Origin of the sequence: Rugamonas rivuli (assembly GCF_009380165.1) — a bacterium.
Lineage (GTDB): Bacteria > Pseudomonadota > Gammaproteobacteria > Burkholderiales > Burkholderiaceae_D > Rugamonas > Rugamonas rivuli.
Genome location: NZ_WHUF01000001.1, coordinates 745396 through 758447, shown reverse-complemented (window position 1 = coordinate 758447; position 13052 = coordinate 745396). Strand labels below are relative to the sequence as shown.

The window sequence follows — 13052 nt, the reverse complement described above, 5'->3', positions numbered from 1 at the left end:
CATGACGATATTTATTCACATAATCAATCAAGGAAGCACTATGCGTCGGATGACAGGCGTTTTATCGATTGCTGCTTCGGCCGTACTGCTGGCCGCTTGCGCAAGTAAAAGTGACACCAGGACGGTCAACTGGCAGCAGGGCGGCAAGCGGGCATGGGTGGTCAGCGAGTTGGACCCTGATGCACCGCGTGCCACGTTGCGGCCATGCCTGGCCAATTTATCCGCGGCCGACTACGCAAGCCGGCATTTCGTCGAGGTGAGATACCACCACGCCAGGCTGATACACCACGAAATAGCCGAGCTGCCGCCGGGCATGGCGATCAAGGCAGGGGATGAGATCGAACTGTGGCCGGCGGACTGCTCGGCAGGCAAGCTCTCGCGGATCGGCAAGGCATTGAACTGACGCGATTGTAACGACATCGCCGCCGCCGGGATGGCGGCGGCGATGGATGCTGCTTTTACAGAGACTTCAGGAACGCCAGCAGCGCATCGCGGTCGGCCTTCGACAGATTCTCGAAGCGCTGGCGCGATTTGTCGGCCTCGCCGGCGTGCCACATGATGGCTTCGGTGAGGTTGCGCGCGCGGCCGTCGTGCAGATAGCCGACCTTGCTGCTGTTGCCCATCACCTTGTCCGTGTAGCCCAGGCCCCACAGCGGCGAGGTGCGCCACATGCCGCCCTTGGCCTGGCCTTCGGCGAACTTGTCCGCCAGGCCCGCACCCATGTCGTGCAGCAGCAGGTCGGAGTAGGGACGGATGGTCTGGTTGCGCAGTTCCGCGAACAGATGGCCCGAACCGGTTTTCATCTCGGCGGTGTGGCAGGCCACGCAGCGCATGCCCTGGAACAGCTTGGAACCCGCCGCGACCTGCTGCGCATCGACCCGATGCTCATCCAGCGGCGCCACGCCTTTCGGGAAGCCGCTTGGAATGCTGCGCTGGGCCGGCACGGCCACCAGCGACAGATAGCGCGAGATCGATTGCAGGTCCGCTTCCGTGATGCCTTTTTGCGTGCCGCCGGCCGCGCAGCCGGCGGGGCCGGTGGCGCAGGCGCGGTTGGGATAGACCGGCGATGTGACCGACATATCCAGCAGCAGCGCTTCGCTGGCCTGGTGGCGCAGCGTGGCCTTGGCTGCCTTCCAGCCGAAGCGTCCCAGGCGCACGGCGCCGGTCTCAGGCTCGTACACATAGTTGGCCACGCCGATCACGCCATCCGCATCGGGCACGGTGCGGGCGCGGGCAATGATGTCCGCTTCCGGCACGGCTTCCAGCAGGCCGGTGCCGATCATCGGCTGGGCGGCGCGCAGCGACCAGATGTCCGGCACCGGACCTTCGAAGGCCAGCGTCGGCTTGCGCAGTTCGACGGCGCTGCCGTCGGCCAGCTTGACGGTGCGGGATTCGAAGCCGCCCACGCTGACCGTGTTGCCCCAGTTTTGCGGTGCGCCGCCGGCCGAGTAGGCGTTCATCTGCACCGCCGTACCGTACTGCGCGTGCGGTACTTGCTGGCCTTGCGCATTGGTGCTCGCCACCCGGATCGACATGGCGTCGAGCTTCTGGTTGACGGCGATCGGCGCCGGGCTGCGGCCGTTGTTGACGTGGCAGGCGATACAGGCGGACTGGTTGAAGCGCTGTCCCTGCAAGCCCACGGCCGCTGCGTAGCGGTCGTTGCCGGGTTCGTTGTGGTCGCCCGTGGTGAAGTTGGTGTGCACCAGGCGGCGGCCTTCGACGAAGCGCTGCATGTTCTGCATGCCGATGTTGTTATGCGGCTGCTGGAACATGAAGGCGCCGTTGTCCGAGTAGTTGTAGGACACGGAGCCCTGGCCGCCGGACAGCGTCTCCTCCGGCAGCGGCACCGAGTTCAAACGGGGCTGCACGCCGTACCACGGCTTGAGGCCGGCGCCGACCACATAGGTCCACTCGTAGGAGTAGTAGCGGATGCCGCCGGTGTCGCCGTTGGCGGTCATCGATGCGGAGGTGGAGAACATCGACGGCGAGACTTCGATGATGTCGCCCGCCACCAGCGGACGCGCTTTCACGTCCTGACCGTTGGGCATGCCGTTGGCATCGAGGTCGCCGTGGCCCGGGTATTCCTTGATGCGCAGCGTGCAGGCGTTGTTCAAGCCATCCGCGCTGGCCAGCTTGCCGGCGGCAGGGTAGGCCACCGGTTTGCAGATCGTCACGTTGCGGTCCACCAGCTCACCCGGCGCCATCCAGCCGTAGCCGGTCACGCCCGGACGGTCGAAGCCGCGGAAGAAGGCGATCCCGCCCGGCAGGAAGTCCACCGTGGTGTACTGGTTGACGATCAGCGTAGGTTTCGTAACGCCTGGCACGCGGCTGTTGTCGATGATCTCCACGCCCCAGCTGCGGTTCTTGAAGTAGTTCGAGACGAAGGTCAGGTAGTTGCCCGGGCCCTTGTCGACCGGCAGGCCGGTGGCGGGATCGACCGTCTCGTTGGGGCCGTAGCCGATCTCGTTCCAGTCCTCGCCCCGTTCGCGGCCGTGGCGGGCCAGGCCGCGCGCGCCGAAGCGCGTCACCAGCGTGCCGTCGGGCAGGGTGAATTGCAGCGTTTCCAGCGGCTGCGCGGCGGCGGGCAAGGGCGCCCAGCCGGCGCCGCTGGCCGGATACTTCAGCGGCGAGGTGGCGCTGCCGGCCAGCGTGTTGTCGCTGCCTGGCGTCTTGAATTCCACTTCGTACAGCGAGTAGCCGTACTGGGTGGCGCGCGCCACGCCTTGCAGGCGGATGTAGCGGGCGTTGATGCCGAGGTTGAAGAACTCTTCGGTGCCGCCCTGGCCGGCGCTGACGTAGCGCACCTGCGACCAGGTCTGGCCGTCGTCGGACACGCGCAGCGAGTATTGCTTGCCGTAGGCGTTTTCCCACAGCAGTTTCATGTAGCCGACCTGGGTCTTGGCGCCGAAGTCGAACTGTATCCAGGCGCCGTCTTCGGCGGTGCTGGCCCAGCGGGTGGCGGCCTTGCCGTCGATGGCCATCGATGCCGCCAGGCCGCCGTTTTCCACCTGCGACGAGGTCGCAGCGACCGGCTTGATCGCCACGCCGGGCTGGCTCGGGTCGATGACGACCGGCGGCGGATTGTCCACCGGCGGCGTGACCGGCGGCGCTGTCACCGGCGTGCCGGAGAAGGCCTGGATCTCGAAGATGGAATAGCCGTAGTTGGTCGAGCGCTTGATGCCTTTCATGCGCAGGTAGCGGCCCTGGCCGTTCAGGCCGGTCCAGTCTTCGCTGCCGCCCTGGCTGTTGTCCACGGTCTTGATCGTGGTCCAGGTCGCATTGTCGTCCGAGACCTGCAGCAGGTACTGGGTGGCGTGGGCGTTTTCCCACTCGATGTGGACGCGGGTAATCGGCTGGGATTTGCCGAAGTCCAGCGTCAGGTACTGGTCGTCGGCGAAGCCGCTGCCCCAGCGGGTCGTATCGTTGTGGTCGATGGCGGCGGCGGCCGACAGGTCGCCCCGTTCGGAAGAGCTGGCGGTGGCGCTGAGCGGCGTCAGCGCGACTTCGGCCGACTGCGCCGCGCCGCCCTGGACCTTCATCGCGCTCAGCATGCGCGCGCTTTGCGGCGCGGCGGCCTGGTCGCCCCCGCCGCCGCATGCGGCCAACGCGAGCGTCAAGGCCAGGGGCAAGCCCTGTGCCGCGAGATTCCTGCTACGTTTGTTCATAGTACGTCCTTGTTCGTGATGGCGGGGTGCTGGATGTGGAAGCGTTTCCATATCCGGCCGTGGCTTTCCGATCGGGGTGTTACGGTTCAAATCAGGTACTGGGGTGTTGGAGCGGTGAACTATTGCCCGGATTGAGTTTTATGAAAACTTTCGATGGGGCAATAGTTGTGAAGATATCTTGAGTCATCAGACATGTCAAGCGTGCGTGCGCGCACGGTTGAAAAGCGCAGTTGCGCGATTTTTTTACTACGCCTTGACGCCGACGATGACGCTGGACGCCTTGAAGGCTGCGGTCGCGGTCTTGCCTGCGGCCAGGCCGAGGTTTTGCACGCTGTCGTTGGTGATGATGGCGGTGATCAGGGTGCCGCTGCCGACGGTCAGCTTGACTTCCGAGTTGACCGCGCCCTCGACGACTTCGCTCACCGTGCCGGTCAGCTGATTGCGGGTGGACAGGCGGACGCCGGTGGTGTCGGTCAGCAGGATGACGGAGGAAGCCTTGATCAGCGCGAAGGCGTCCGAACCGGCCTGCAGGCCCAGGGATTCGGTGCTGCTGTGGGTCAGGATGGCGACGATGACCTGGCCATCGGGCAGGGTGATGGCGACTTCGTCATTCACGGCGCCGCGCTGGATGGACGAGACTTTGCCGCTCAATTGATTGCGAGCACTGGTAAACATGGTTTCTCCTTGACTGTGGTGGATCGTTCAAAGGAGTTATGTTAACCGACCGGCCGGTGGGCCGGCCAGTGTCGCGGCCAGAATCGATATATATGGTTTAGCGTATATGCCGTCATCCATGCGCCGGCAGGGCCAGCCGTTGTGCGGCTGGACGGGCCAGCCTGGCCGGCGGCCGGTGCGCCTGGTCCAGCTTGAATACGCTGACCACCTCGGACAGTCCGGCAGCCTGCTCCTGCAGCGAGGCCGCCGCCGCGGCCGCCTGCTCCACCAGCGCCGCATTCTGCTGGGTCACGGTATCCATCTGCGCGACCGCCTGGTTGATCTGCTCGATGCCCACTTCCTGCTCCCGGCTGGCGGCGGTGATTTCGCCCATGATGTCGGTCACGCTGCGGATGCTGGCGACGATCTCGTCCATCGTGACGCCGGCCTGGTTGACCAGCCGGGCGCCGACGCCGACTTTTTCGACGGAATCGTTGATCAGCGCCTTGATCTCCTTGGCGGCGGCGGCCGAGCGTTGCGCCAGGTTGCGCACTTCCGACGCCACCACCGCGAAGCCCCGGCCTTGCTCGCCGGCGCGCGCCGCTTCCACCGCCGCGTTCAGCGCCAGGATGTTGGTCTGGAAGGCGATGCCATCGATCACGCCGATGATGTCGACGATCTTTTTAGATGAGTCGTTGATCGAATTCATCGTCACCACCACCTCGGCCACCACCGAACCGCCGCGTCCGGCCACGTCGGAGGCGGAGGCCGCCAGCTGGTTGGCCTGGCGGGCGTTGTCGGCATTTTGCTTGACGGTGGAGGTCAATTCCTCCATCGACGAGGCGGTCTCTTCCAGCGAACTGGCCTGTTCCTCGGTGCGCTGCGACAGGTCGAGGTTGCCGCTGGCGATCTGGCTCGACGCGGTGGCGATGGTGTCGGTGCCGCCGCGCACCTGGCCGACGATGTCCTGCAAATGGTTGTTCATGTCCAGCAGCGCTTGCAGCAGCATGCCGGTTTCGTCGGTGGTGCGGATCTCGATCCTGCTGGTCAGGTCGCCCGCCGCCACGGTCTGCGCCACGCGCACCGCCTGCTGCATCGGCCGCGTGATCGAGCGCGTCGCCAGCCAGGCGATCAGCACCCCCATACCGATGGCGGCCATCGACAGCAGTATCATCATCAGGCGCGCGCTTTTGTAGGCGACGGCGGCGTCGTTGCCCGCTTCGGTGTTGAGTGCGGTTTCCAGTTCGGACAGCTGGGTCAGCAGTTCCAGCCATTTTTTCTGCACCGGCCGCAGTTCGCCGATCAGCACCTTGGTCGCCTCGTCGGCCTTGTTGTCCAGGCCCAGTTTTTCCGCCTTGGCGATCAGCGGCAGCGCCGCCGTTTCGGCCTCCTTAATCTTCGGCATCAAGGCCAGCTCGCGGTCGGTGGTGCCGGACAGCGAGGTGAACATCTGGTTCAGCTTCTTTTCCGCCTCGGCGTATTTCTTTTCGTCGGCGCGCATGCGATCCGCCTCGGGCCGCATGTCCTTCATGTCGTTGAGCAGTGCCAGATTGCGCAAGGCGATGGAACGGTCGGTCACGGTGGAGAGCATCAGGTCGGCCAGCTTGCCCTCGGGGTTGTTGACGTTGGCGATTTCGTCCAGCCGCTGCTGCACCTGGGCCATGCGGGTGATGCCCAGCACGGTAACGGCCAGCAGCAGCGCGAGCACAATGCCAAAGCCCGCGCTCAGGCGGGTTCCAATGTTCCAGTTCGAGACATTCACGTTGCTCTCCTTGTCGAGGATGCAGATCAAATGCGTAACGGCAGGCTGGGGCGAGGGTTGGGCCCCGAACGGGATGGACTGCTGCGAGAGTTGTTACTGTGATCCTGATAGTCGCCCTTTGTCAACGTCGATCTTGTTGTAAAAGGAACTCAAACTGTGCCGTAGTGTATTTTTTGAAGGCACAATGAAGCATCCGGTTCCGGCCGAATGCCTAGAGGGGATGGACATGATGCGCACGGTGGCCGCCAAAATGGCGGCGTTGACCCTGACCGCCTTGCTAGGACTGGCGACGGTAACGGCCGTTAATCAATTTCAAACGGACAGGGTCTATGAAGGCGCCAATTTCGGCAACTTCAACGCGGCCCCCAGCCTGGTGGTGCTCGACGAGATGCGCAGAAGTTTTTTGCAGCTCAGTGTCCAGCTCAGCCGTCATATCCACACCTATGCGGGCGAGTCTTCGCCGGAGACCGAGAAGCTGTTGAAGGCCGATCGCCAGGCAGTGTTTGACGCCATCAACAAATACGATATCGACGGCTGCCTGGGCAACAACTGCTACGCGGACAACACCGACAAGGCCTACCTGGAGAAGGAAAGAGTGGTCTGGGCCAAGTACGACGCCGCGCTCGACGCCATCCTGAAGACGGCGCGCGGCGGGCCGTCCGAGATGGCCAAGGCGCGCAGCATGATGCTGGAGGCCGATCCGATGGCCAACGAGCTGCACGATCTGATCACCAAGCACATCGTCTACAACGTCGACATCGCCAAGGATTTCACGGCCAAGGCCATGCTCATCAAGCGCGAAGCGCTATACATCACACTCGGCATAGGCGCGGTCATGGTGGTGCTGATCGGCGGCATGGGCTTCGGCACGGCGCGCTCCATCATCCGCCAGCTGGGCGGCGATCCCGAAGCGGCGGCCAGCGTGGCGGCCCGCTTTGCCACCGGCGACCTCACCGAGCGCATCGAGCTGCGGCCGGGCGATACCGCGAGCGTGATGGCCAGGATCAAGACCATGATCGCCGCCATGGAACGCCTGGCCAGCCGCGCCGAGGCCATAGGCAAAGGCGACCTGGAACAGGAGGTCCAGCTGTCGTCCGAACACGACCGCCTGGGCAAGGCATTGAATGAGATGATACGAATGTTGCGATCCGGCAAGCAAGAGAACGAGCGCCGCAACTGGCTCAAGGATGGCTACGCCCAGCTGTCGAGCTCGCTGAGCGGCGACCTCAGCTCGGAACAGCTGGCCGACAGCGCCGTCGCCATGATAGGCCGCTACCTGGGCGCGGGGCGCGGCGTGTTCTACCGCTACGTCGAAGCCAGCGAGCAGCTGGAGCTGATCGGCAGCTATATGTACACCGAGCGCAACCGCATCGGCGCCCGCTACGCGCTGGGCGAGGGCGCGGTCGGCCAGGTCGCGCGCGAACGCAAGCCCATCATCCTGGCGGTGGCCGACGACGAGCCTGCCCCCATCGTCACCGGCACCGTCCAGGAGACGCCGCGCTATACCTACACCTATCCGCTGGTGCACGAGAAGGAGCTGGTGGGCGTGCTGGAACTGTCGAGCATGGTCGGCTTCGACGAGCGCCGCGTCGAGTTTCTCAACAACGTGACGACCTTGCTGTCGTCGCTGCTGTTCGTGGCCGACCAGCGGGCGCATATCCGCAAGCTGCTGCTGGCCAGCGAGGCGGGCGAGAAGGAGATGCGCGCCCAGAGCGAGCAGCTGCGCGCGGCCAACGACCAGATGCTGGAACAGCAGCGGCAGCTGCAGCAGCGCACCGAGCAGCTGCAGGAAAACAATGCGCGCATGGAAGAGCAACAGCAGCAGTTGCAGCAGCAGACCGAGGAGCTCCAGCAAAGCAACGCGCAGATGGAAGAACAGCAGCAGCAATTGCAGCAGCAGGCCGAGGAAATGCAGCAGACCAATGCGCAGATGGAGGAGCAACAGCAGCAGCTGCAGCAGCAGAATGCCGACCTGCAGGAATCGCGGCGCCTGCAGGAGATCCGCACGCAGCAGCTGGACCAGGCCAGCAAGTACAAATCCGAGTTCCTGTCGAATATGTCGCACGAGCTGCGCACGCCGCTCAACTCCATCATCCTGCTGTCGAAAATGATGTGCAGCGACGACGCGGCAGGCGTCGGCGGCGAGGCCTACAAGTGGGCGCAGGTGATCCACCGCTCGGGCCAGGACTTGCTGCGGCTGATCAACGACGTGCTGGACTTGTCCAAGGTCGAGGCGGGGCGCATGGACGTGCACCTGGCGCCGGTGGCCAGCGCCCAGGTCTGCGCCGACCTGCAAGGCATGTTCGAACACATGGCGCGCGACAAGGGCCTGAGCCTGACCGTCACCGACCAGCTGCAAGGCGATTTCGTCACCGACTGGGACAAGCTGTCGCAGGTGCTGCGCAATCTGCTGGCCAATGCCGTCAAGTTCACCCGGGAGGGCGGCGTCAGCTTCACCATCGGCCGGCGGCCGGGCGCGGCGCTGCCGCTGTGCCTGAGCGTGCGCGATACCGGCATCGGCATCGCCGTCGACAAGCGGTCCGTGATCTTCGAAGCCTTCCAGCAGGCGGACGGCTCGACTTCGCGCGAATTCGGCGGAACCGGGCTGGGCCTGACCATCAGCCAGCGCTTCGTGCAGATGCTGGGCGGCGCCATCGAGTTGAACAGCGAGCCGGAGCGGGGCAGCGAGTTCATCGTGCTGCTGCCGGAAGTCGCGGCAAGCGGCGGCGCGGAGGCGCTGCCCGTGGCCGCCCCCGCCATGGGGCATGCGCCGGCGGCGGCCGTCGCGCCCCAGGCCGACGACCGCGCCCAGCTGGGCCCCGACGACCTGCTCATCCTGCTGGTCGACGACGACGAGGCATTTTGCCTGAGCGTGCTGACCATGAACCGGCGGCTCGGCTACAAGACCGTGCTGGCGCGCACCGGCGCCGAGGGCCTGCAACTGGCGGCGCGGCACAAGCCGCATGGCATCCTGCTGGACCTGTCGCTGCCCGACATGGATGGCAGCGAGGTGCTGCATCAACTCAAGAGCCGGCCCGAGCTGGCGCCGATTCCGGTCCACATCGTTTCATCGCGCGACCGCGACGACGCCTTGCTGTTGCAGGGCGCCATCGGCTTCCTGCAAAAGCCGGCGGACGAAGTACTGCTGGAGCGGGCCGAAGTGGCGTTGCTCGGCGCCGTGGCGCGTGTGGGGGCGGGTGGCAAGGGCATATTGGTTGTCGAAAACGGCGGCATCACCGGCACCGAAGTGGGCGCCATCATCGGCACCAGCCACGGGCCGGTGCAGGCGGCCGCGCCCGGCGCGGCGCTGGACGCCTTGCTGCAACAGCAGCGCTGGCCGCTGGCCGTGATCGACCTCGGCCGCGCGCCGCTGCAATCCAGCCTGGACCTGGCCGCCAGGCTGCGCGAGGCCAACCCCGGCATCGCGCTGGTGTTCTACGCCATCGACCACCCCAGCGACGTGGACAGCGCGGCGCTGCGGCGCTGGTCGGAATGCGTGATCGTCAAGACCGGCCAGGCCGACCGCCGCCTGCTGGAAAACGTCGAACGCTTCCTGCGCGCCGTGCCGCAGCAGCGCGCCACGCCGTCGGCCAAAACGCCTGCGGGGCGCGACGGCAAGCCGCTCACCGGCAAGCACATCCTGGTGGTCGACGACGATCCGCGCAATCTGTTCGTGATGACGGCCGCGCTGGAGCGCCATGGCGCCAGGATCAGCAATGCCGTCAACGGCCGCCGCGCGCTGGATCTGCTGCGCGAGCAGCGCGTCGACCTGATCCTGATGGACATCATGATGCCGGAAATGGACGGCATGCAGGCGATTGCCGCGCTGCGCGCCGACAGCACGCTGAGCAGCATCCCGGTCGTCGCCATCTCGGCCAAGGCGTCGCCGGCCGACATGGCCGACATCCTGGCCAGCGGCGCCGACGATTACCTGTCCAAGCCGGTCGACTACGACGTGCTGGTAGCCAAGGCCGTCAAGTGGTGCGGCGGCCGCGTGTCATGAGCGTGGCGGCGCAGGAGCAGGGCGGCAAGTGGCGCATCGCCGTGCTGGGCCGCGAGCTGGAGGCCGACCGCGACAGGCTGGCCGCCGCGCTGGACGCGCCGGCCGAACAAGAGGTCGAGCTGATCTTCTACGACGCCGACCAGCTGCCGCGCGCCATCCTCGACCTGCTGGCGGCGCGGCTGGAACGCGGCGGACTGCTGAAGATCGTCGCCTATCACGTGCTGCTGGCGCGCAGCCTGATGCGCCTGTCGCTGCCGGTACGCCATATCGCGCCGCAGCCGGCGCGCGCCGCCGCCACCCGCTGCCGCGCGCTGGCCCTGTGCGGATCGGCCGAAAGCCTGGACAAGATCCTGCACCTGGCCGGCCATTTGCCGCTGGCCGATGTCGCCGTGTTCGTGCTGCAGCACGTCGATGAAAACCAGCAGAACCTGTTGGACCAGCTGCTCAAGACCCGCACCGACTACCTGGTGGTGATGCCGCAGCAGCTGATGCCGGTGAAGCCGGGCACCATTTATGTGGCGCCGCCCGGCTATCACATGAAAGTGGCGCACGGCCTGGTGTACCTGACGCGCGACCGCAAGGTGCAATACTCGCGGCCGTCCATCGACCTGCTGCTGGAATCGATGGCCTACGAATACGGCGAGGCGGCGCTGGCGGTGCTGCTGTGCGGTTACGGCTGCGACGGCGTCGACGGCTGCGCCGCCTTGCGCGCGGCCGGCGCCAGCGTGCTGGTCGAGGACGGCGCCGAATGCGGCGACGCCCGCGTCATGCCGGATGCGGTCAACGCCGCCGGCCATGCCGACCACGTGCTGGCGCTGGCGCCGCTGACCAGCGTGGTGGCCGCCACCGTGGCCGGGCCGGAGGCGGCGCCGGAAGGCAAGCTGCTCAACCTGTTCCTGGATGCGCTGGCGCAGCAATACGGCCACGACTTCCGGCACTACCAGCGCGCCAGCCTGCAACGGCGCATCCAGCTGCTGATGGGGCAGTGCGGCCATGCCGGCTTCGACCAGTTCCAGCGCGCGCTGCTGTCCGACGCCGCGCTGTTCGAACGGCTGGAGGCCGAGCTGCCGGTGGGCGTCACCAGCTTCTTCCGGCATCCGGCCCAGCTGCGGCAGCTGCGCGAGGACGTGTTGCCCTACCTGGCCAGCTTCCCCCTGATCAAGCTGTGGTCGGCCGGCTGCTCCAGCGGCGAGGAAGCCTATTCGCTGGCCATCCTGCTGGAGGAGCTGGGCCTGCTCGAACGCAGCCACCTGTTCGCCACCGACATGAATCCCTACCTGCTGGACCAGGCCAAGAGCGGCTTGTTCCCGGCCGGCGCGTTGGCGCTCAACCGCAGCCAGTACCAGGCCAGCGGCGGCGAAGGCAGCTTCGACGATTACCTGGCGCCGCGCCGGCGCTTCCTGGAGATCGTGCCGCGCCTGTGCCAGAAAGTGCTGTTCCACCGACACTCGCTGACCGGGGATGGCAGCTTCAATGAATTTCAGCTGATTGTATGTCGCAATGTGCTAATCTATTTCGACGTCGAGCTGCAGCGCCAGGTTCTGCAACGCTTTGCCCGCTCACTGCATGTGGACGGCTTTCTGGTGCTGGGGCCGCAGGATGGCTTGAACCTGGTCGCGCTGGAGCAGGGGTTTGTGCCGCACCCGGGCGGCAACTACGTGTATCGGCGTGCGGAGGGGCATCATGCGTGAGCGCTTCAACATCCTGGTGGTCGACGACAACGTCAACAACCGCCTGACCTTGCGCGCCTTGCTCGGGCGCCTGCCCGGCTGCGGCGTCATCGAAGCCGCCTCCGGCGCCGCCTGCCTGCTGCTGACCGTCGAACAGGAGGTGCACCTGATCCTGCTCGATGTGCAAATGCCGGAGATGGATGGCTTCGAAACGGCCTTGCACCTGCAAATGACCGAGCGCACCCGCAACATCCCCATCGTGTTCGTCACCGCCACCTTGAAGGCCGAGGAGTTCAGCAAGCGCGGCTACGGCCTGGGCGCGGTCGACTATCTGGCCAAGCCGCTCGACGACAACCTGCTGCTGAACCGCGTGCGCCTGTACAAAAGCCTGCACGAGCGCGAGGCCGCGCTGGAAAAGCACGCGCTTGATTTGCAGGCGTCCAACGAGCAGCTGCAGGAAGCGCTGGACCGCCTGCGCATGACCCAGGACAAGCTGGTGCAATCGGAAAAGCTGGCGGCGCTCAGCCCCATCGTGGCCGCCGTCGCGCACGAACTCAACACGCCGATCGGCAACTGCATGACGGTGGCTTCGACGCTGGACGCCGACATCGCCGAAATGGAGCAGATCCTCAATAGCGGCCAGCCATTGAAACGCTCGCAGCTGCTGGAGCATCTGGGCCGCGCGCGCACCGCTTCCCAGCTGATGCTGCGCGGGATGTTCCGTACCGCCGAGCTGGTGTCCAACTTCAAGCAGGTGGCCGTCGACCATGCCAGTTCGCAGCGGCGCACCTTCGACCTCAAGGATATCGTCAGCGGCGTGGTCATCCTGATGAACACGACACTGCGCAAGACGCCGTACAAAATCGCCGTCAACATCCCGGGCGGGCTGTGGATGGACAGCTATCCGGGGCCGCTGGACCAGATCCTGTCCAACCTGATCGGCAATTCGGTGCTGCACGGCTTCGACGGCCGCAGCGAGGGCCTGATCACGCTGGAGGCCTACGCCGAGGGCGAGAACGTGCGCCTGATCTACCGCGACGACGGCAACGGCATGACGGATGAAGTCAAGCAGCACGTGTTCGATCCCTTCTTCACCACGCGCCTGGGCAAGGGCGGGAGCGGACTGGGCATGAGCATCTGCTACAACCTGGTCACGGGCCTGCTGGGCGGCACCATCGAGGCTGCCGACGGCGTCCCTTGCGGCGCCGTCTTCAACATCGTGCTGGCCTGCAAGGCCCCACAGGTCACGCCGGCCTGAAGGTATCCACATTTTTCGCTTGACCGATCAATAACCGCAG

Annotated in this window: 7 protein-coding genes; 4 read left to right on the top strand and 3 right to left on the bottom strand. The window is 65.8% G+C overall.

The window, feature by feature from the left end; translation table 11 throughout:
* The first annotated feature begins 1 nt into the window (after position 1).
* The gene (locus GEV01_RS03180) at positions 2-403 is read left to right on the top strand and encodes a hypothetical protein (protein WP_152801620.1); all 402 of its coding nucleotides are present in this window, start codon (positions 2-4) and stop codon (positions 401-403) included.
* Positions 404-458: 55 nt separating this feature from the next.
* Here the strand turns inward: GEV01_RS03180 and GEV01_RS03175 are convergent, their stop codons facing one another.
* The 3 genes from GEV01_RS03175 to GEV01_RS03165 all read right to left on the bottom strand — a co-directional run bounded on the left by GEV01_RS03175 (position 459) and on the right by GEV01_RS03165 (position 6081).
* Entirely contained in the window at positions 459-3665 is a 3207-nt protein-coding gene (locus GEV01_RS03175; RefSeq protein WP_152801617.1) for a di-heme oxidoredictase family protein, read from the bottom strand.
* 246 nt (positions 3666-3911) lie between these two features.
* Complete coding sequence (locus GEV01_RS03170) at positions 3912-4340, bottom strand: TOBE domain-containing protein (RefSeq protein ID WP_152801615.1); 429 nt, start codon at positions 4338-4340, stop codon at positions 3912-3914.
* Between the two features lie 112 nt (positions 4341-4452).
* Complete coding sequence (locus tag GEV01_RS03165; RefSeq protein WP_328595423.1) at positions 4453-6081, bottom strand: methyl-accepting chemotaxis protein; 1629 nt, start codon at positions 6079-6081, stop codon at positions 4453-4455.
* 184 nt (positions 6082-6265) lie between these two features.
* On the opposite strand from GEV01_RS03165, the gene GEV01_RS03160 reads away from it, so the two are divergent.
* Genes GEV01_RS03160 through GEV01_RS03150 form a run of 3 tightly spaced genes read left to right on the top strand, consistent with a single transcriptional unit; the run spans position 6266 to position 13012 of the window.
* On the top strand, positions 6266-10084 hold the full coding sequence (locus GEV01_RS03160; protein WP_152801611.1) for a response regulator: 3819 nt from the start codon (positions 6266-6268) through the stop codon (positions 10082-10084).
* Positions 10063-11775, top strand: coding sequence for a chemotaxis protein CheB (locus GEV01_RS03155; protein WP_217428336.1), 1713 nt, complete (start codon positions 10063-10065; stop codon positions 11773-11775). The genes GEV01_RS03160 and GEV01_RS03155 overlap by 22 nt, the downstream gene beginning before the upstream one ends.
* On the top strand, positions 11768-13012 hold the full coding sequence (locus GEV01_RS03150; protein ID WP_152801607.1) for a sensor histidine kinase: 1245 nt from the start codon (positions 11768-11770) through the stop codon (positions 13010-13012). Before GEV01_RS03155 ends, GEV01_RS03150 begins: the two co-directional genes overlap by 8 nt.
* Positions 13013-13052: the final 40 nt, after the last annotated feature.